This window comes from Corynebacterium efficiens YS-314 (genome assembly GCF_000011305.1).
GTDB classification, from domain to species: domain Bacteria; phylum Actinomycetota; class Actinomycetes; order Mycobacteriales; family Mycobacteriaceae; genus Corynebacterium; species Corynebacterium efficiens.
This window is the reverse complement of the sequence record NC_004369.1, coordinates 1,622,757-1,642,277: the sequence shown is the minus strand read 5'-3', so window position 1 is coordinate 1,642,277 and position 19,521 is coordinate 1,622,757. Positions and strand designations below refer to the sequence as shown.

General features: G+C 66.2%; 18 protein-coding genes. 3 read left to right on the top strand and 15 right to left on the bottom strand.

From position 1 onward, the window contains the following. Positions 1-30: 30 nt before the first annotated feature. The 3 genes from zupT to CE_RS07800 are packed head-to-tail and all read right to left on the bottom strand — an operon-like array spanning position 31 to position 4,242. A complete protein-coding gene (zupT, locus tag CE_RS07810; RefSeq protein WP_011075511.1) occupies positions 31-837 on the bottom strand; it encodes a zinc transporter ZupT in 807 nt (268 codons plus the stop codon). Positions 838-887: 50 nt separating this feature from the next. Further along, a complete protein-coding gene (locus CE_RS07805) occupies positions 888-2,648 on the bottom strand; it encodes an ABC transporter ATP-binding protein (RefSeq protein ID WP_011075510.1) in 1,761 nt (586 codons plus the stop codon). Then, positions 2,641-4,242 carry an ABC transporter transmembrane domain-containing protein gene (locus tag CE_RS07800; protein ID WP_006767562.1) on the bottom strand — a complete coding sequence of 534 codons (1,602 nt, stop codon included), beginning with the start codon at positions 4,240-4,242 and terminating at the stop codon, positions 2,641-2,643. The genes CE_RS07805 and CE_RS07800 overlap by 8 nt, the downstream gene beginning before the upstream one ends. 95 nt (positions 4,243-4,337) lie before the next feature. On the opposite strand from CE_RS07800, the gene CE_RS07795 reads away from it, so the two are divergent. Together CE_RS07795 and CE_RS07790 are read left to right on the top strand one after the other, a co-directional pair. Continuing rightward, positions 4,338-5,144, top strand: coding sequence for a class I SAM-dependent methyltransferase (locus CE_RS07795; protein ID WP_006767561.1), 807 nt, complete (start codon positions 4,338-4,340; stop codon positions 5,142-5,144). 31 nt (positions 5,145-5,175) lie between these two features. Next, positions 5,176-5,694, top strand: a complete 519-nt coding sequence (locus CE_RS07790; protein ID WP_006767560.1) for a GyrI-like domain-containing protein — start codon at positions 5,176-5,178, stop codon at positions 5,692-5,694. A 173-nt stretch (positions 5,695-5,867) separates the two neighbouring features. On the opposite strand, the gene der is transcribed toward CE_RS07790, so the two are convergent. From der to CE_RS07765, 5 genes are all read right to left on the bottom strand, one after another. Continuing rightward, a complete protein-coding gene (gene der / locus CE_RS07785) occupies positions 5,868-7,526 on the bottom strand; it encodes a ribosome biogenesis GTPase Der (protein ID WP_006767559.1) in 1,659 nt (552 codons plus the stop codon). Next, the gene (cmk, locus tag CE_RS07780) at positions 7,523-8,233 is read right to left on the bottom strand and encodes a (d)CMP kinase (protein WP_006767558.1); all 711 of its coding nucleotides are present in this window, start codon (positions 8,231-8,233) and stop codon (positions 7,523-7,525) included. Before cmk ends, der begins: the two co-directional genes overlap by 4 nt. Then, positions 8,230-9,219 carry a pseudouridine synthase gene (locus CE_RS07775; protein ID WP_006767557.1) on the bottom strand — a complete coding sequence of 330 codons (990 nt, stop codon included), beginning with the start codon at positions 9,217-9,219 and terminating at the stop codon, positions 8,230-8,232. The genes cmk and CE_RS07775 overlap by 4 nt, the downstream gene beginning before the upstream one ends. 99 nt (positions 9,220-9,318) lie before the next feature. Continuing rightward, on the bottom strand, positions 9,319-9,882 hold the full coding sequence (locus CE_RS07770) for an SMC-Scp complex subunit ScpB (RefSeq protein WP_006767556.1): 564 nt from the start codon (positions 9,880-9,882) through the stop codon (positions 9,319-9,321). A gap of 32 nt (positions 9,883-9,914) precedes the next feature. After that, on the bottom strand, positions 9,915-10,772 hold the full coding sequence (locus tag CE_RS07765) for a sulfurtransferase (RefSeq protein ID WP_006767555.1): 858 nt from the start codon (positions 10,770-10,772) through the stop codon (positions 9,915-9,917). Between the two features lie 322 nt (positions 10,773-11,094). On the opposite strand from CE_RS07765, the gene CE_RS07760 reads away from it, so the two are divergent. Further along, positions 11,095-11,658 (top strand): GNAT family N-acetyltransferase, encoded by a 564-nt coding sequence (locus CE_RS07760; RefSeq protein ID WP_143758444.1) that lies wholly within the window; start codon positions 11,095-11,097, stop codon positions 11,656-11,658. Positions 11,659-11,708: 50 nt separating this feature from the next. Here the strand turns inward: CE_RS07760 and CE_RS07755 are convergent, their stop codons facing one another. The 7 genes from CE_RS07755 to steA all read right to left on the bottom strand — a co-directional run bounded on the left by CE_RS07755 (position 11,709) and on the right by steA (position 19,504). After that, a complete protein-coding gene (locus CE_RS07755) occupies positions 11,709-12,533 on the bottom strand; it encodes a segregation and condensation protein A (protein ID WP_006767553.1) in 825 nt (274 codons plus the stop codon). Continuing rightward, positions 12,511-13,386, bottom strand: coding sequence for a ParA family protein (locus tag CE_RS07750; RefSeq protein WP_035108794.1), 876 nt, complete (start codon positions 13,384-13,386; stop codon positions 12,511-12,513). Before CE_RS07750 ends, CE_RS07755 begins: the two co-directional genes overlap by 23 nt. Before the next feature lie 329 nt (positions 13,387-13,715). Beyond that, positions 13,716-14,630, bottom strand: a complete 915-nt coding sequence (gene xerD, locus CE_RS07745) for a site-specific tyrosine recombinase XerD (RefSeq protein WP_006767551.1) — start codon at positions 14,628-14,630, stop codon at positions 13,716-13,718. Next, positions 14,627-15,286 (bottom strand): NUDIX domain-containing protein, encoded by a 660-nt coding sequence (locus tag CE_RS07740; RefSeq protein WP_006767550.1) that lies wholly within the window; start codon positions 15,284-15,286, stop codon positions 14,627-14,629. The genes xerD and CE_RS07740 overlap by 4 nt, the downstream gene beginning before the upstream one ends. A 39-nt stretch (positions 15,287-15,325) precedes the next feature. Beyond that, positions 15,326-17,005, bottom strand: a complete 1,680-nt coding sequence (locus CE_RS07735) for a CTP synthase (protein WP_006767549.1) — start codon at positions 17,003-17,005, stop codon at positions 15,326-15,328. Between the two features lie 303 nt (positions 17,006-17,308). Then, a complete protein-coding gene (locus tag CE_RS07730) occupies positions 17,309-18,292 on the bottom strand; it encodes a copper transporter (protein ID WP_006767547.1) in 984 nt (327 codons plus the stop codon). An 18-nt stretch (positions 18,293-18,310) separates the two neighbouring features. Continuing rightward, complete coding sequence (steA, locus tag CE_RS07725; protein WP_011075505.1) at positions 18,311-19,504, bottom strand: putative cytokinetic ring protein SteA; 1,194 nt, start codon at positions 19,502-19,504, stop codon at positions 18,311-18,313. Positions 19,505-19,521: the final 17 nt, after the last annotated feature.

Genomic DNA, 19,521 nt, shown 5'->3' with positions numbered 1-19,521 from the left:
CGTCGGGGAACTCTATTAGGACTTACTCATCTAGATGAACAGCAGCAGACTCACAGCCATGACAGCCATGCCACCGACGAGGCCGTAGATGGCGGTGTGGTGACGGCCGGAGCTGATCGCGGTGGGCAGCAGCTCATCGAGGCTGATGAACACCATGATGCCAGCGACCGCGGCGAAGGACAGGCCCATGGCCTCCGGGCCGAGGAAGGGCATGAGCAGGATGAAGCCAACGACAGCGCCGGCGGGTTCGGCCAGGCCGGAGAGGGTGGCCCATTTCAGGGCCTTCCCGCGGGAGCCGGTGGCCTCGCGGATGGGGACGGCCACGGCGATGCCCTCCGGGATGTTGTGGATGGCAATCGCGACGGCGACAGGGATGGCGATTCTGGGGTCCGTCAAGCCGGCGACGAAGGTGGCGAAGCCCTCGGGGAAGTTGTGGATGGAGATCGCGATCGCGGTGAGCACCCCGGCCCTCATCATCCGGCTGCGACGCTCGTACCCCTCCACCGCGCCGCCCACGGTGGACGGTTCGTGGGGGTTGATGGCGGTGGGTACCAGGCGGTCGATGACGGCGATGAGGGCGATACCAGCGAAGAAGGCACCGGTAGCCGCCCAGTTTCCACCCCGTTCACCCCAGACGCCGGTGAGCTCCTCGACCGCCTTGGGCAGAATCTCCACGAAGGAGACGAAGAGCATCACACCCACGGAGAAACCGAGGGAGCCGGCGAGGAACCTCTCCCCCGGCGCCTTGCGGGCGACTGCGATGACGCCACCCACACCCGTCGCCAGCCCTGCGAACAGCGTCAGGCTGAACGCGAAGATGATATTAGACCAATCCATGCCTTTGAATCTTAATGTTCAATGGCATGAACATTCAACCCTCTCCCTGTTTACCTACCCACACTCCACGCCGACCACAGCCGGTGGTAGATCCCACCCCGGGCGATCAGTTCCCCGTGGGTGCCCTGCTCCACGATCCGTCCCCCATCCATCACCAGGATCCGATCCGCACGGGACGCCTGATCGAGACGGTGTGCCACCACCAGGGCTGAGCGGTCGCGGGTGACCTCCTCGGCGGCGGCCTCCAGTGCCCCGGCCCCGGCGGATCCCGCCTCGGCGGTGGCCTCATCCATGATCACGATCGCCGGGTCCAGCAGCAGCACCCGCGCCAGTGCCAGCTGTTGGGCCGCCACTGGTTCCAGCTGGATGCCCCGTGCACCAACCACGGTGTCCAGGCCGTCGGGGAGTTTGTCGAACCAGTCCCGGGCCTGCACACGTTCCAGCACAGCGAGGAGTTCTGAGTCGGTGGCCCCGGGCCTGGCCAGGGTGAGGTCCTGGCGCAGGGTCCCGGAGAAGACATGGACCTCCTGGCTGACCATCGCCAGGCGGGCGATGCGCTCGCGGTCGGAGAGTTCGGCGACGGGGAACCCGTCGACAAGCACCTCACCTTCGTCGGGTACGCGCAGGCCAGCCACCAGGGCTGCCACCGTGGTCTTACCGGCGCCCGAGGCGCCCACCACCGCGACCGTCTCCCCGGGGTGGATGTGCAGGCTCACATCGCGCACCGCCCAGTCGTTGCCGTAGCTGAAACTCACATTGCGCAACTCCACGCGCCCCTCCGGCGCGGACGCACCACTGTCGGGGACGGGCACCGGCGGGTCGGCCACCACACCGACGATGCGCGCCAGGGAGGCATACCCGGACTGGACGGTGTCGAGCACGCGCATGAACATGTTCATCGGGCCGCGCAGACGGATGAGCATCAACAGCGCACCGGTGACCGCACCCACGGTCATGTCCCCGGCGGCCACCAGCCAGTAGCCAATGAACAGTCCGAGGGCGAGCATGAGGAACTCCGCACACAGCATCCACGTGGTGAGGATGAGCATGGTGGTCCGCGCCCGGATACCGCGGGTGACCACCGTCCAGGAGGCGTTCTCGATGCGGGTGTGCATCTGCTCCTCCATGGAAAACGCACGCACGGTGGCCCGGCCCCGGATGGCCTCCAGCACGCGCCGGGCCCGCTCGGCCATGGCGGCGCGTTCACGGGCGTAGCGACCCGGCGCGCGGCCCAGGTAGTGGCGTGAGGCGAGGTAGTAGACCGGCCCGACCAGCAGCGGGATGATGAGGAACCGCCAGTCCATGGTGAACAGGGTGATGGTGGTGGCCAGGATGGTGAACATCGAGGAGGTGAGGATCGGGATGGTCTCGGTGACCGCGGAGGAGAGTTCCGCGACGTCATCGGTGGAACGGCTGACCAGATCGCCGGTGCCGGCGTCCTCCACGCGGTGGGTGGGCAGACCGAGGGCGGTGCCGACCATATCCTCGCGCAGGTTGGCGATGACCCGTTCGGCCATGCGCACCACGAGGTAGAAGCCACTGGCGCTCAAGACCCCGCCGGTGATGGCGATGCCCAGCAGCAGTCCACCGGTCTGCCACAGTTGCTCGGCGGGTTGGTTCTGGGCGACCAGGTCGACAATGTGGCCGAGCAGCCTCGGCACGTTGACGGTGGCGAATGACCCCGCGCTGAGCAGCACGATGGCGAGCGCGAACCAGCGGCCGGCGTGTGGGATGCGCGCCAGTTGCCTGCCCACCTCGTGCCTGACCTGCGGCAGGGTGGCCAGGGGGAAGCTTGTCGACGCCCTATCCATCGGCCCGGTCCTCTCCCGCTGGAACCTCTGCCAGGAGTGTGGCCAGTGCGGCCGGTTCCAGCTGCTGGTCGGCCACGGCCCTCCAGGCGGGCGCCTCGCTGAACACCACGGTGACCCGGTCCTTCCGGAAGGCAGCGACCTGCCCGGCGATGTTCTGCTCGGTCACGGAGTCCACCGCGGTGGTGGGGTCCTGGAGGATGAGCACCTCCGCATCGGCGGCGATCGCCCGGGCCAGTGCCACGCGCTGTCGCTGGCCGCCGGAGAGCATCCGTCCGCCCTCCCCGACCATCTTGTCCGCACCTCCCGGGATATCATCACAGGAGGCCACGCGGATGGCCTCATCGGCGATAGCCCGGTCCGGGTGGACATTGTCGGCGACGGTGCCGTCGAAGAGGTCGGCTGCGTGCGGGGCGACAATCACCCGGGTGCGCGGCAGGGATTCCAGTGTGGCGATGATCGGGTCGGGATCCACCTGCGGGTCGGCACCCACCACGGTCACACCGCGGGGCAGACGGGAGATGATCCGCTGCGCGGTGTCGGCCTCCAGCTCGGAGGTGCGTTCGAACTCCGCCCCCAGCACCTCGCGGATGCGTTTCGCCGAGGCCTCCGCCGATGCCCAGCGCGAGGCGACGTTCTTGCCCAGCATGGTCATCGGCATGATGAGGAACTGCGTCAGGCCGACGACGGTGATGAGCTCACCGATGCTCATCTGCCCGTTGAGGGCGAGGAAACCGGCGGCGATGCCGATGCCGGAGACGAAGATCGCACCGCTGGCCTCGGTGACGCCGTTGAGGCGTGCCTCGGCGGCGCTGGCGTGGACCGTCTTGCGGTAGGCGTTGGTGGAGACCTCCTCATAGCGGCGGCGCACCGTCACGATCGCCCCGAGGCCTTTAAGGATCCGCAGGCCCTGCACCACATCGGTGGCGGTAGCCGAGGCCTGGGCGATAGCCTTCTGCCGCTCCACCGACCTGGCCTGCAGGGGCCGGGCCGTGCGCAGCGCGATGATCACCAGCAGCGGTCCACCCAGGAGGACAGCCAACCCCAGCCACGGACTGATGAGGAAGGTGAGGGTGGCGCCGTAGATGATGGAGGCCACCTCCGCGACGGGGAACACCGTCATCATCACCACATCACCGACCCGCTGGGTGTCACTGGAGGCCACCGACAGCAGGCCACCGGCCGTGCGGCCCCGCCCCCTGAACCCGCGCGGATCCTGGATGCGGTCGGTGACCATGGTGCGCAGATCATGACTGACCAGCTGCTGGCTGCGCACCATCATGTAGCGCGCCACCCAGTTCACCAAGATGGAGGTGGCAAACAGCAGCATGAGCATGAGGATCCAGAACACCAGGCGGCGCAGCTCCCCCACGGCGATCGCCTCATCAACCGCACGACCGACCACCACCGGGGTGAGACCATTGCAGACAAAGGTGATGGCCATGCCCACCGAGGCGATATAGCTCCACGGATGTTGAGACAGCGCCACCTTCAGCGTCCACATCCGGGCATCAAGTGGTGGCATCCGGGACGGTTGCGCGCCGGGCCCGGGCAGCGCCGAATAATCGACGATGCTGCCGTTATCGGGCGTTTTCATAGGTACAGACACAAGATCTGATCCTAACCCATGGGTCGGTGTGTCGATATATCGCTAATGGGTGTGCGCCGGTACGGATAAGATAACTCCCCGACATGACTGAACCACGCTCCCCACTGCCTCCACTGCATCCACCGATTCCCCCGGTCTCTCGGCGTGACGCGCCGGTCTTCTCCGGGGCCGCACACCGCGCCAGCGCCGGCCTGGCCTTCACCGAGGGCTCCGACACCTACGAGGATGTCCGTCCCGGTTATCCCACAGAGATCCTGAACCTGGCCGCTGGCTTCAGCCGGGTCCTGGACGTCGGGGTGGGCACCGGCAAACTCACCGGCCAGCTTGACCACGCCGGGCACGATGTCGCCGCCCTGGACCCCAGCATGGACATGCTCCGCGTGTTGCGGCGCAACCATCCCCGGATCCCCTGCTGGCAGGCCACGGCGGAACACACCGCCCTGGTTTCCGGGACGGTGGATCTGATCACCTGCGCCCAGACCTGGCACTGGGTGGATGTCCCGGCGGCCTCAGCGGAATTCGACCGGGTGGTGACAGACGGCGGCGCGGTGCTGCTGGTGTGGAACAACCTGGATACCCGGATCCCCTGGGTGCACCGCCTCAGCCGGATCATGCACGCCGGTGATGTGCTCAAACCGGGCTTCGTGCCCTCGGTGTGTTCACCATGGCGGATCACCCGGGAGGTGCGCACCACCTGGGAACAGCACCTCACCCCTGAGCAGATCATCCAGCTGACCCACACCCGTTCCTACTGGCTGCGGTCCGACGCCAGGACCCGCGCCCGGGTTGACGGCAACCTCACCTGGTACCTGTACGAGCACCTCGGACATGAACCCGGCGCGCAGGTCGCACTTCCCTACCGCTGTGACGGTTTCCTGCTGGGGCGGTGAGTGCACACGCGGGCGCAGTAGAGTGGTTCCCATGACGACTGAGGACACCTTCTACATGAACTGCCCGCCGATCACCGCCGTGGAGACCCTGGAGGTCACCGCGGTGCCCACCGCCGTGGTGTCCTTCGAGGACTTCCCCATGGCCGAGATGACCACCGCCTTCGACACGACCTTCGCGGCATTGTTCCCGGCCCTGGTGCAGGCCGGTGTCAATCCCATCGGTGCCCCCTTCTCCCTGCACCACCGCCTGCCCACCGAGACCGTCACCTTCGAGCTGGGCATCCCTATTGATGCACCCTTGAAGAAGGAGATCACCGCCGACAACGGCCTGGTGGTGGGACCGTCCATCCTGCCGGCGGGCAAGCTGGCGCGGGTGTCCTACATGGGTGAGTACCACGGCCTGGGGCCCGCATGGAATAGCTTCCTGCAGGGGCTCGGTGAATCCGGGGAGCAGCTGGCGTTCCCCTTCTGGGAGGTCTACATCACCGACCCCTCCCAGGCCATTGAACCGGCAGTGATGCGCACCGATCTGTACACCCTGCTGGGCTGATCCGGCACCACTCACCCTGTAGCCCTGACATCGCATCCACGACATCAGTACCGATGTCGTGATTATGGGGTGTGCACCAATGGTACGACCCCGGAGGCCACCATCCCCGGCGCGTTGATCCACGCGCCGGTTCATGGCAGCCCCCGGGGTCTCATTACCACCGGCGGGTCAGCCTACTGCTTCTTGCCGCCCTTGCCCCGGCGTTCCCGCACGCGGACCGCGATGCGGATGGGGGTGCCGTTGAAACCGAAACGCTCACGGAACTTACGCTCCAGGTAGCGGCGGTAACCGGCCTCGAGGAAGCCGGTGGTGAACAGCACGATCACCGGTGGGCGGGTGGATGCCTGGGTGGCGAACAGCACACGTGGCAGGCGGCCACCGCGCATGGGTGGTGGGTTCGCGGCGATGGCCTCACGCAGCCAGTTGTTGAGCTGGCCGGTGGAGACACGTCGGTCCCAGTTCTCCAGAGCCTCGATCATGGCCGGTTCGAGGCGCTGCAGGGCGCGGCCGGTCTTGGCGGAGATGTTGATGCGCTTGGCCCAGGGGATGTGGGCGAGCTGGAGATCCAGTTCGCGGTCGAGTTCCCAGCGGCGGTCCTCGTCCATGAGGTCCCACTTGTTGAACGCGACGACCAGGGCCTTGCCGGCGTCGGTGATCATGGCGAGCACACGCTGGTCCTGTTCGGTGATCGGCTCGGAGGAGTCGATGAGCAGGACACAGACCTCGGCGGAGTCGATGACGCTGCGGGTGCGCAGGGAGGCGTAGAACTCATGCCCGGTGGCGGTCTTGACCTTCTTGCGCAGACCGGCGGTGTCGATGAACTTCCACATCTTCTGATCGAGCTGGATGATGGAGTCAACCGGGTCGACGGTGGTGCCGGCGACGTTGTCCACCACGGAGCGTTCCTCACCGGCGAACTTGTTCAGCAGTGAGGATTTACCCACGTTCGGCTTGCCCACCAGGGCCACGCGGCGGGGTCCCTCGACGATGGACTTGGCGCGGGGTTCCTCGGGGAAGGACTCGAGGATCTTGTCCAGGACATCGGCACCACCGCGGCCGTGCTGTGCGGAGACCGGGAAGGGATCGCCCAGGCCGAGTGCGTAGAACTCGGCCATGTCGGCCCACTGGGAATCGGAGTCGAACTTGTTGGCCACCAGGATGACCGGCACATCGGCGCGCTTGAGTTTGCGGGCCATCACGGCATCGGTCTCGGTGATGCCGACCTTCGTGTCGACCACGAAGACGATGACATCGGCGCTGGCCATGGCCAGTTCCGCCTGGTGTGCGATGGAGGCGTGGATACCCTTGACATTCGGGTCCCAGCCGCCGGTGTCCTGCACCCAGAAGCGCTGGCCACCCCAGTCGGAGAGGTAGGAGATGCGGTCGCGGGTGACGCCGGGGAAATCCTCCACGACGGCCTCGCGACGCCCGATGAACCGGTTGACCAGGGTGGACTTGCCCACATTCGGGCGCCCCACGATGGCGACGGTGCACAGGGACTCCTCGAGGTGTTCCCTGCGCTCGATACCGAGGGAGCGTTCGAGCTCCTCCCATTCCTCCTCGGTGTAGTCCTCACCGAAGTCGGGGGCGGCGAAATCATCCTCGTCGAATTCGTAGTCGTCATCGTCCTCGTCCTCGTCGGAGTCATCGGGGGCGAAGTCGTCGTCATAGCCGAATTCGGATGGGTCGAAGTCCTTGGAGGCCCAGCCACCGTGGGGGGCGAGCTCCTCCTCGTCGGCGAAGGCGCCCTCGACATCCATCTCACCCTTGGGGGTGTGGTAGACGAAGACGGTGTCGTCCTCTTCGCCCGGCATGTTTTTCTTGTCGGTCACTGGTTGCTCCTTTCAGCGGAGGCTTCAGTCAACTGGATCAGATGGGTCAGGACCTCATCCATGGTCATTGCGGAGGTGTCGATGATGTGGGCGTCCTCCGCCGGCTTCAGCGGGGACGCCGCCCGGGTGGAGTCCAGCTCATCGCGCTTGACGACGGCCGCGAGCACCTCATCGAAGTCGGCGGCACGGCCGGCTGCCGTGTCCTGGTCGTAACGGCGCTGCGCGCGCACCTCCGGGGAGGCGGTGAGGTAGGCCTTGACGGGGGCGTCGACAAGCACGACGGTTCCGATGTCACGGCCCTCGACCACGCAGCGGTGGGCGCGGTCGGCCAGGGCGCGCTGCAGGTTCACCAGGTTATCGCGCACCTCGGGGATGGCGGAGACCGCGGAGACATGTGAGGTGACCTCAGGGCCACGGATCTCAGTCTGCACATCCACCCCGGCCAGCAGCACCTCGGTGGAGGAGGGATCATCGGAGATCGCCAGCGGCAGGGCCGCGGTGGCGGTGATCACGGCGTCGGTGTCAGCCGGGTCGATGCCCTGGTTGAGCACATGCAGGGTGGCCACGCGGTACATCGCGCCGGTGTCCAGGTACTTGGCGTTGAGGCGGGTGGCCAGCGCACGCGAGGTGGTGGACTTCCCCGTGCCGGAGGGGCCGTCAATGGCGATGATCAGACCACCATCGGGCATGTTGGAAATCTCTGTCACAGCTCGACCACCTTGTACAGGCTGGCCAGTTCGGAGGCGTTGAGGGCGCGCAGGGAACCCGGCTTCTGCTCACCCAGCTGGACGGTGTGCAGCTTGGTGCGCACCAGACGCTCGACGGGGAAACCGGCCTCATCGAGCATGCGGCGCACGATGTGCTTGCGGCCCTCGTGGATCTCCAGGCGGATCAGGGACTTGCCCTGGAAGGTGTCGATGATCTGGACGTAGTCGGCCTTGGCGGGGCCGTCCTCCAGCTCGATGCCCTTGCGCAGGGTGGTGACCAGGTTGGGTCCCGCCTCGCCGCGCACGGTGGCCAGGTAGGTCTTGCGGACCTCGTACTTCGGGTGCATGAGGCGGTTGGCCAGCTCACCGTCGTTGGTGAGCAGGAGCAGGCCCTCGGTGTCGGCGTCGAGTCGACCGACGTGGAACAGGCGCTGCCCGGAGGCGGTCTTCTCACTGACCAGATCACCCACACACGGGCGACCGAGGTCATCACTCATGGTCGAGTGCATGCCCCGGGGCTTGTTGAGCACGAAGTACTCGAGGTCCTCGTTGATGTTGATGCGCACACCATCGACGCGGATGACGTCGCTGTTGGGGTTGACGCGGGTGCCCTGGGTGGTCACGATCCTGCCGTTGACCTCGACGCGGCCGTTGTCGATGAGGATCTCCGCATGCCGACGCGAGGCCACACCGGCCTGCGCGAGCACCTTCTGCAGACGGATACCCTCACCGGAATTACGGTTGAGGAAACCCTGCGACCAGTCATCGCCTGAGTTCTGGGAGCTTTTCTGTACGTGTTGTTTTCTGGCAGGTTTCGCGTTGGAGAGGAGAATCTCATCCTTTTTCTGCGCCTGCTGGTTCTGACGGGTGGTCGGTTTGTTGGAACCGGGCTTGTAGCCACGGGACTTGGACCTGAAGCCGCCAGAAGAGCGGTTGCTCTGCTGCTTCTTGTCCGGTGTGCCATCACGGCGAGCGGGTGGGGTCACGTTACGTGTCCTTAATCTAGGTAGAGCGTATGAAGTTGAATCCCTGGCATTCTACCGGATCAACCGGGGCGAACGCCACTTGGCCTGGTGCGACGGAGTCTAGAACGCCTCGTCGATGCTGTCGACGTCCGGCAGCAGCGGCGCCAGGTCCGGCAGGCGGTCGAGGGAGTCGATGCCCAGCAGCTCCAGGAACAGGGCCGTGGTGGCGTAACGGTGGGCACCGGTGGCGGGTTCGACATCCACCTCGGCGACCAGGCCCCGCATCTGCAGGGTGCGCATGACACCGTCGACGTTGACACCACGCACCGCCGAGATCTGCGAACGGGTCACCGGCTGGCGGTAGGCGACCACGGCCAGGGTCTCCAGGGCGGCGCGGGAGAGGCGGGACTGGGCGCCGTCGAGAAGCAACGCCTCGACGACCGCGGCGTTGTCGGGGCGGGTGTACAGGCGCCACCCGCCGTCGGCCTCCCGCAGATCAAACCCACTGCCCCGCCGGGTGAACTCCCCGGCGATCTCGGTGAGGATCGCCTCCACGCCGGCGGTGTCCATCCCGACCGCGGCAGCCAGCGTGGATGCGGGGACGGGAGTATCCACCACCAGCAGGATCGATTCGATGCGGGAGCGTGCCTGGGAGATGAGCGGTAACCCGGGGGTATCTGTCATGGTCGGAGAGTGTAACCGGCCGGAGGGTCTGATCAGGCGATCGGCTGCTGGTTCTCCGGGTCACCCCACTGACTCCAGGAGCCGTCATAGACCACCACATCCCCACACCCGGCCACCACCGCGGCGAAGGCATCCACGCACGCGGTGACACCCGACCCGCAGCTGAACACCAGTGAGGTGGCCCCATCGGTCACCTCGCGGAAGAGCTCCTGCAACTCCCCGACGGGACGCAGGAAACCCTGTTCATCGGCTATCTCGGTGTAGGGCAGGCTCACACTGCCCGGGATGTGCCCGCGCTGCAGCCCCTTACGCGGCTCGGGGTCCACACCGGCGAAACGCTTGGCGCTGCGGGCGTCGACGACCACCCGGTTGGAGCGCGCCAGTGCCTTCTCCACGCCCTCGATGCCGACGAGGAGGTCGTGGTTGGGGGCCGCGGTGATGCGCCCGCCACCGGTCGGGGTGGACAGTGGCGCGGTGGGGTGCCCCGCCGCCGTCCAGGCCGGCAGACCGCCGTTGAGTACACCGATGTTGTCCAGGCCCGCGATGCGCAGCAGCCACCACACCCGTGGGGCGACCATCAGTCCGTGGCGGTCATAGACCACCACGGTGGTGTCATCGCTGATGCCATACCCTTCGAGCAGTGCCTGCACATCGGCGGGCACGGTGTGGGGCAGCGGGGAGCTCTGATCGGAGAAGTCCGCATCGAGATCGGCCAGGAAGGCGCCCGGGATGCCCGCGGCGCGGGAGGGCTCCGGGGCCCCCATCGACGCGCACAGCACCACCAGGTTGTCATCATTGAGGTGGGCGGCCAGCCAGTCGACGGAGACGACAGGACCAGCCGGAAAGGCCGGGTAGGCGGTTTCGCTCGAGGATTCCTGAACAGAAGTCATAACCAGTGATCATAGCGGTTGCACCCGGGAAAATGTGGAGCGGGGAGTGTGGTTCCCGGGGGTGGACGGGTGCCCATCGGGCCCCAATCAGGCCACGGTGGGGCCAAGTCGAGGTTTGCAACCTTGGCTATCCGGGGCATCCACCCCGCCGGCGGGGGTGATCATGAGGTTGACCCGCACACCCCGTCCGCGCCCCGTTCAGAGATGGTTCGGGAGAGTCGCCGCCGAGTGACCTGCGATTTCCCCAGAAGTACAGGTCACAACTTCATATATTTCGTGACTTGCTTCACATTGTGGGTGTTTCATGGTCTACCATTCCCCCATGGCTACCATCACACGCACAGACCGACTGATCCTCGTTCCCCTCACCGTGGAACTTGAGGATGAAACCCACCAGATCTATTCGGACAACCGGGTGTGGGGCCACCGTCCCCAGGCCCGCCACACGGATCCCAAGGAGACCCGGGAGCTGATCAAGCGCACCTACAGCAGCTGGCAGCAGAAGGACATCGGGCCGTGGGGTGTCTACCTGCGCGATCGCCCCTCCGAGTTTGTCGGGGTCGGCGGCGTTGAGCTTGTCGACGGGAAGGTGTGGGACCTCAAATACCGCCTGCGCCCTGATCTGTGGGGCAACGGGTACGCCTCGGAGATCTCCACCGCGGCACTGAACGCCATCAAGCGGATCGATCCGACACTCCCCCTCACCGCCCGCGTGACCACCAACCACCCGGCCTCCTTCCGCATCCTGGAGAAGCTCGGACTGAAACCGGTGTGGGAGGGCAGGCGCATCGGCACGGAGCACAACCCCGAGGAACCGGACGTGCGCATCTACGCCGACCGGGACCTGGACGAGGACACCCTCAACTTCCTCATCAACCGCCCCTGACCCACCATCACCAACCCCGCGCGTTGCCCCGACCGGGGCCGCACGCGGGGTTATTCCCAGTTCCGGGCAGCCACCACCGCCGCGTCGACCTCCACACCGGTCCAGGCCACCCGCAGGTCACCGAGCGGTTCGGCCTGCTCGGTCTCCACCGCGCGGGCCTTGTACAGCTCGAGGAGGGCGAGGAACCGGCCGATGATCTCCATGGAGGCGGTGCAGTCACGGGTCAGCCGCTGGAAGGACAGGAACTGGTCCACACCGGCGAGCCTGAGGGTGTCCAGGATCCTGCCTGCCTGCTCCGGGACGGAGACCGCCACCCGGTGGACGTGGTCGGTGGACACCGTCTTCGGTGGCCGGGGGCGGAACACCACGGCGGCCAGTTCCCCGAAACTCTCCGCGGTGTGCCCGAGGGTAACCGGTGGCAGCAGGTTGGCGAACTGCGGTTCCAGTGCCACCGCCCGCGGGTACCGCCTCCGGGCCTCACGTTGCCACCGGGCGAAGAGCTCCGCGACCTGTTTGTAGGCGCGGTACTGCAACAGGCGCGCGAACAGCAGATCGCGGACCTCCAGCAGGGCGAGGTCCTCCTCATCGGTGACCTGGCCCCGGGGCAGCAGCCTCGCGGTCTTGAGATCCAGCAGGGTCGCGGCGACAACCAGGAACTCGGTGACCTCATCCAGGTCCCGGCCCTGGTCGAGTGTGCGGGTATAGGCGATGAACTCATCGGTGACCTCGGACAATGCCACCTCGGTGACATCGAGTTTCTTCCTGGTGATCAGCTGCAGCAGCAGATCGAAGGGGCCCTCGAAGTTGGACAGTCGAACCCGGAAACCGGCAGCCTGGGCACCGCCCCCAGTTCTATCGGTTGGCGGTGCGGGCAATGACTTCCCTGGCCAGGTTCCGGTACTGCTCGGCCCCCTGGGAGGACGGTGCCCAGGTGGTGATCGGCTCACCGGCCACCGAGGTCTCCGGGAAACGGACGGTGCGGGTGATCACGGTGTCGAAGACCTTGTCATCGAAGACCTCCACCACCCGTGACATCACCTCACGGGCGTGGGAGGTGCGCCGGTCGAACATGGTGACCAGGATCCCGAGGATCTCCAGGTCGAAGTTGAGCCGGTCGGCGACCTTCTCCACCGTGTCGGTGAGCAGGGCCAGACCACGCAGGGAGAAGTACTCGCACTCCATGGGGATGAGCACGCCGTGGGCGCAGGCGAGTGCATTGACGGTGAGCAATCCCAGGGAGGGCTGGCAGTCGAGGATGATGAAGTCATACTCCTTCATCACCGGACGGAGGGCCCGGGCGAGCACCTGTTCGCGCCCGACCTCATTGACCAGCTGGATCTCCGCGGCGGAGAGGTCGATGTTGGCGGGGACCACATCCAGACCCGGCACACCGGTGTGGTGGATGGCCTGATGGACGGTGATGTTGTTGTCGATCATCACGTCGTAGATGGTCAGATCCACATCGTCGTAATGCACGCCGATGCCCGCGGTGAGCGCACCCTGGGGGTCGAGGTCGACCAGCAGCACCTTACGACCGGCCTCGGCGAGACAGGCCCCCAGGTTGATGGTGGAGGTGGTCTTGCCCACCCCGCCCTTCTGGTTGGCCATGGCGATGATCGTTGCCGGGCCGTGCCTGTCCAGGGGGGCGGGCTCGGGCAACTCGCGTAGGGGCCGACCGGTCAGGCCCACTGCACCCTCAGAAGCGCCATTCTTCCCCGAATCACTCACAGTCAAACCTTCTTCCTTGACTTCTGTGCCCTACCGCTGGCCCACGCCGCGTCATATCCGGCCTCTCCCAGTGCTGACAGAGTGCCGACCGCCAGTGAATCACCACCCTGTCATTAACCATGGTGACCACCTTACATGCACGATATCGCCCGTTTCGCCATCCACACACCGCACACGCCGAAGGTGTCACACATCCGACATATGTCAAGATCATAAACTTGACCAATAATGTTCCGACTCCCGTCGCACCGGCCCCTCCACCCCGGGGCGGTGTCGGTTTCCGCGTCTGTGATGCCGCGACAGTCAGCATTCAGCACTTGACAGGGGCCTCAGGCCCGGGGATGCGCCGACCTCCACACCTGGCGGAGATTCTCCGCGGTGACATGGGTGTAGATCTGCGTGGTGGTCACCGAGGAATGCCCCAGCAGTTCCTGGACCACCCGCACATCGGCACCACCCTCCAGCAGATGGGTGGCGAAGGAATGCCGCAGGGTGTGCGGTGAGATGTCCTTGGCGATCCCGGCGCGCCCGGCGGCCTTCTTCAGGGCCGCCCAGGCGGACTGCCGCGACAGCGGTCCCCCGCGCTGGTTGAGAAACAGCACGGGGGTTCTGCCCTTGCTCAGGGCGGGCCGGGCCCGCACGAGGTAGTCATCCACCGCGGCGCGTGCCATGGACCCGTAGGGCACCATTCGTTGTTTCGAGCCCTTACCCGTGATCCGCAGGACCTCGGGGGTGTGGGTGACATCATCGACCATGAGGCCGACCGCCTCCGAGATGCGTGCGCCGGTGCCGTAGAGGACCTCAAGCAGGGCGCGGTCACGGATGTCGACGGGGGTGGCGATGTCGGAGGTGGGGATGGCGTCGATAAGCGTTTCCACCTCAGGCACGCTGAGCGTGTCCGGCAGGTGGCGACCGGTCGACGGTGGGGAGACGTCAGCGGCGACGTCGACGCCCACCAGGCCCTCGGCGAGGGCGAATTTGTGCAGTCCGCGCACGACGATGAGGGCGCGTCCGGCGGAGGAGGCCGACAGTGGAGCCCGGCCGTCGACGCCACGGCGCAGATCCATCACATACGCCTCGACGGTGGCGGTGGCGATCTCGGAGATATCCCCGATCCGCGCGGCCTCCAACCAGTCGCAGTACCGCTCGATGTCACGGCGGTAGCTGCTCAGCGTGTTGCTGGACAGACCGCGTTCCACCGCCAGATGCGTCAGCCAGGTGCGCGCGAGGTCCCGGACCCTCACAGCTTCTTCATGTCCGGCACGATCCCGTCTGCTTTGCGACGCTCCGCCAGCGCGGTCGGCCGGTACCGGAACGGCGCATCGGTCCCCCGCGCCTCAACGCGCCCGGCAATGACGGCGTCGGCGGCCAGGATCCCGGCGATGGCGATCGAGTTGGCGATCTCACCGGCGAAGATCATGTCACGGGCCTCGGTCAGCGGGAACCACTCCATGGTCATATCCGCCTCCTCATTGCCCTGCGCCTCGGGCCGTTCGCTCTGCGTCAGGTCACGGGCGAGGTAGACGCGCACCGCCTCATCACAGAACCCGGGTGAGGTGATCAGGTCGGTGAGCACCGACCACTGCCCCGCCTCCAGGCCTGCCTCCTCGAGCAGTTCACGCTGGGCACCGAGGAGTGCATCCTCATCGGCGATGTCGAGCAGGCCCGCGGGCAGCTCCCACAGACGCTCCTGCACGCAGTGGCGGTACTGACGCACCAGGGCGATCTGCTCGCCGTCGAAGGCGACAACCGCCACCGCGCCGAAATGTTCGACGATCTCCCGGGTGGAGGAGGTGCCCCCCGGCATGATGAGCGTGTCCTTGCGGACCGCCAGGATCGGGGACTCGATGAGCAACTCGGAATCGGTGACGGTGAACTCGTGGGTGCCTGCGGTAGTCATAGTTCCCACATTGTAGAGGCAGGGGTGGACACGGGTGGCTCAGGCATCGGTGACCGCGGCGGCGAGGGCGGCGGCCACCAGCCCGGAGAACAACGGGTGCGCCTGGGTGGGCCGGGATTTGTACTCGGGGTGTGCCTGGGTGGCCACCAGGAACGGGTGGACCGCGCGGTCGTATTCGACGAACTCGACCAGGTGTCCATCCGGTGAGGTTCCTGAGAAGATCAACGGGGACCGCTGCCCGATCTGCGTGCGGTAGGCATTGTTGACCTCATAGCGGTGGCGGTGGCGCTCGGAGACCTCCGTGATGCCATACAGCTGCGCGACCAACGACCCCTGCTCCAGTGTCGCCGGGTAGGACCCCAGGCGCATGGTACCACCCAGATCCGCCTGCCCGGACACCGCGGCCTGCTGCTCAGCCATCGTGGAGATGACCGGCTGGGCCGCACCGGGATCGAACTCGGTGGAGGTGGCCTGCTCCAACCCGGCCTGGCGGGCGGCCTCGATGACCACGCACTGCAGCCCCAGGCACAGTCCCAGCAGCGGGATGCGGTGTTCCCGCGCGTAGGTCACCGCCGCGATCTTGCCCTCGATGCCACGGGCGCCGAACCCACCGGGGATGACAAGGGCATCCACCCCGCCCAGTGCGGTGGCCGCGCCTGCCGGGGTGGTGCAGTCATCGGAGGTTATCCACGTGATCCGGGTGCGGGTGCGGTGGGCGTATCCCGCCGCGCGGATGGCCTCGACGACCGAGAGGTAGGCATCCGGCAGGTCCACATACTTGCCGACGATACCGACGGTGATCTCCCGCTCCGGGTGGTGGACGCGGTCCAACAGGTCACGCCACCCCGTCCAGTCCACATCCCGGAACGGCAGGTCCAGCCGGCGAATGAGGAAGGTGTCCAGATGCTCGTGGTAGAGCGTCTCGGGGATGGTGTAGATGGATTCGGAGTCCGGGCAGGACACCACACCGTCGGTGTCCACATCACACATCAGGGCGATCTTGGTCTTGAGGGCCTCCGGCACCTCACGGTCACAGCGCAGCACGAGCGCATCCGGAAGGATACCGATGGAGCGCAGCTCGGCGACCGAGTGCTGGGTGGGTTTGGTCTTCAACTCGCCCGAGGTGGCCAGGTAGGGCACCAGCGAGCAGTGGATGAAGAAACAGTTCTCCCGCCCGATCTCCTGGCGGACCTGGCGGGCGGCCTCGAGAAACGGCTGGGATTCGATATCCCCCACGGTGCCCCCGACCTCGGAGATCACCACATCGGGAACCACCCCGTGTTCATCCGGATCCCCCATCGCGAGGATACGGGCCTTGATCTCATCGGTGATGTGCGGGATGACCTGCACGGTGCGACCCAGGTACCCGCCCCGGCGTTCCCGGGCGATGACCGTGGAATAGACCTTGCCCGTGGTCACGTTGGCGTTGGCGGTGAGGTTGCGGTTGAGGAAGCGTTCGTAGTGTCCCAGATCCAGGTCGGTTTCCGCGCCATCCTCGGTGACGAAGACCTCACCGTGCTCGAAGGGGTTCATGGTGCCGGGGTCGACATTGAGGTAGGGATCCAGCTTCTGCATGGTGACGTTGAGCCCGCGGGCGATGAGCAGCTGTCCGAGGCTGGCGGCGGTCAGCCCCTTGCCCAGGGAGGAGACGACTCCCCCGGTGACGAACACATGTTTGGTGTGTCGCTTGTTGTTTGTGGTGGTGCGCGAGGTGGACATGGTCGGTGGACCTTCCGGTTGGTGAACTTGAACGGGGTGTGGATGTTCAAATCGCCGGCGCGCGGACGGGTACCGTCTGGGGTGTTCCGCAGGGAGGTCACGGAGAGTTCACGGGGAGAGCGGTATCGCTGTTTCCGGCTTTTCAAACCTACGGATCTACAGCATAACACAGGAGGATAAACGCCATATACGCGCAGCTCAGGGCCAATTTTCTCAGGTTTCTGCCTATTGATTGACAGGTTCCAGGTCGGCGCAATGGACACCGCCCGTACCTCTGGCGGGTACGGGCGGTGGAGACGTGCTCTATTCGGCGGGCGCGTCGTCCTCCGCCCGCGCCGGGGTGACCCCGTCGAGCCTCGGGGAGGCCGCCTCCGCCGATGCCGCGGAACCATAGGCACCCGACTGCCCCGCCAGCTCATCACGGACAGAGAGCACCGTGGCCATCTTGCCCCAGGTACGCCCCACCGAATCCACGGTGGAGACATTGGCCACCGCATCGGGATTGGCACGCAGGCGGCCGATCACGCCGGTATCGGCCGCGGTATGGATGCGCCCGGCCACCACCACACCGGACCCCCGGGAATCAAGTGCACGGGCGAACAGGGACTGGCTCTCCGCCGCGTAGGAGGACTCCCCCGTGCCATCGCTGTCGCCGGTGACCAGGACGACCACCTGACCGGGCAGGATCGTGCCGTCCTCGTAGTTGATGTACCCGGTATCGCGCAGGGCACCGAGCAGCAGGGCCCGCTCCGCCGTGGAGGCCTGCGGCTCGCCGGACTCCGGATTGAGCATGAGACCGGCCCCCAACGCCTCCCCCGCGTGGGTACCCGGGTCCAGCTGGGTCTCCGACAGCTGCGCACCGGCGGGCAGTGTGTTGGTCACAATGGATTTGAGCTGATCGGCGCTGTCCTGATTGAAGAACTGCTCCTCCAGCTGGATACGGCCGGCGTTGATCGCCCCGGCACGTTGCAGCAGCCAGGCCACATCATCGATGTCGGACTGCTCCGCATCGGTGGTGTGCATGAGCAGCACGGGTCGGTCCTGCAGCTGCCCGGCCACCAGATCCTCGACGATGTGACCGATGATGCTGTCCGCCTGATCCGCCTGGACCCCATTGACCGCCGCGGTCTCCTCCGCGGCTGCGAGCTCAGCTGAACTGGGGGCGTTGGGATCGGAGTTCTCCGGGAGGTTCGGGGCCAGGACGTAGGTACCGAAGGCGGTACCCGCCGCCACACCGAATGCGATGCCGGCGATGAACACGGCACCCCTGCCACGTGATTGAGCCATGGTGAGCGATCGCCCTTCCTAGTTGAACCAACCCTGGACCGTCAGCGCGAAGCTGTTCCAGGTGTCGATGAGATTATCGGTGAAGGAACCACCACCCGAGGTGCCGGCGATGAGGATGATCACGGCTGCCGCCACCAGGATGGCCAGCAGTGCCCACAGCCAGGCGAGTCCCCCGGTGGTCCGCACGGTGTAGAGGTTGGTGATGACCTCGGCGTCGACAAGCCTCGTGCCCGCCTTCATGCGGGTGAGCAGCGAGGCGGGGTCGGAGTTGTCCGCGCGGGCGAACACGGCGTCAAGGTCCAGCGGGGCACCGACGTTGATGATCATCTCCGCGCGGTGGTAATCCGCCAGGAGCAGGGCGAGATCCGTCGCCGAGGAGATCGCCGCCGGGAAGGTCATGGCCCCGATACCCAGATCCTGGATGCGTTCCAGACCCTCGGCATGCCCATCCGGTTCAGCCGGCAGGATGACCTGTGCACCACTGCGCAGGGCATCAGCACCGATGCCGGTGGGGTTACCCACGATGAGCGCGGGTTTATACCCCAGCTCCACCAGCGTGTCGGCCGCCCCATCGACACCGATGAGCACCGGATCATACTCCCGGATGAAGTTGCGCAGTTCCTTCAGTTTGGTGCGGTGGTTGTTGCTGGGGCTGGCGACGAGCACCTTCCGCCCCTGGAGTTCGGTCCCCGGGTTGGGGATGCCGATGCCGTCGATGAGCAGGGGGGCCTCGGAATGGATGAACTGGATGGTGTTGCCGAAATAGGCCTCCATGTGATCCACCAGGGACTGCTGCGCCTCGGTGAAGGCCTGTTCCGCGTCCGGGGACGCCACCGGCGTGCCGGAACCGATGAGGCGCTCCCCGTAGAACAGCTTGCCATCGTCGGTGAGACGGCCCTTCTTACCCTCCTTGATGGAGGTCAGTAGCTCGGAGTCGAAACCCTCCACGAGGGTGACACCGGCATCGAGCAGCAGCTGGGGGCCGAAGTTCGGCACAGAACCGGTGGTGAACCGGGCCACGTTGAGGACCGCGGCGGGGCGGGCGGTGAGGAGGCGTTGTGCGAAAGCCCGGTCGAGATCCGGCGCATCGATGATGGCCAGATCACCCTGGGACAGTCGCTTCATGCCCTTACCCTGGGGCGTGCAGGCCCGGGTTGCCCCAACCAGACCAGGGAGGTCAGTTTTGCGGTTGAACAGAGTCATGGGACCCATTGTGAAACAAAAGTCTC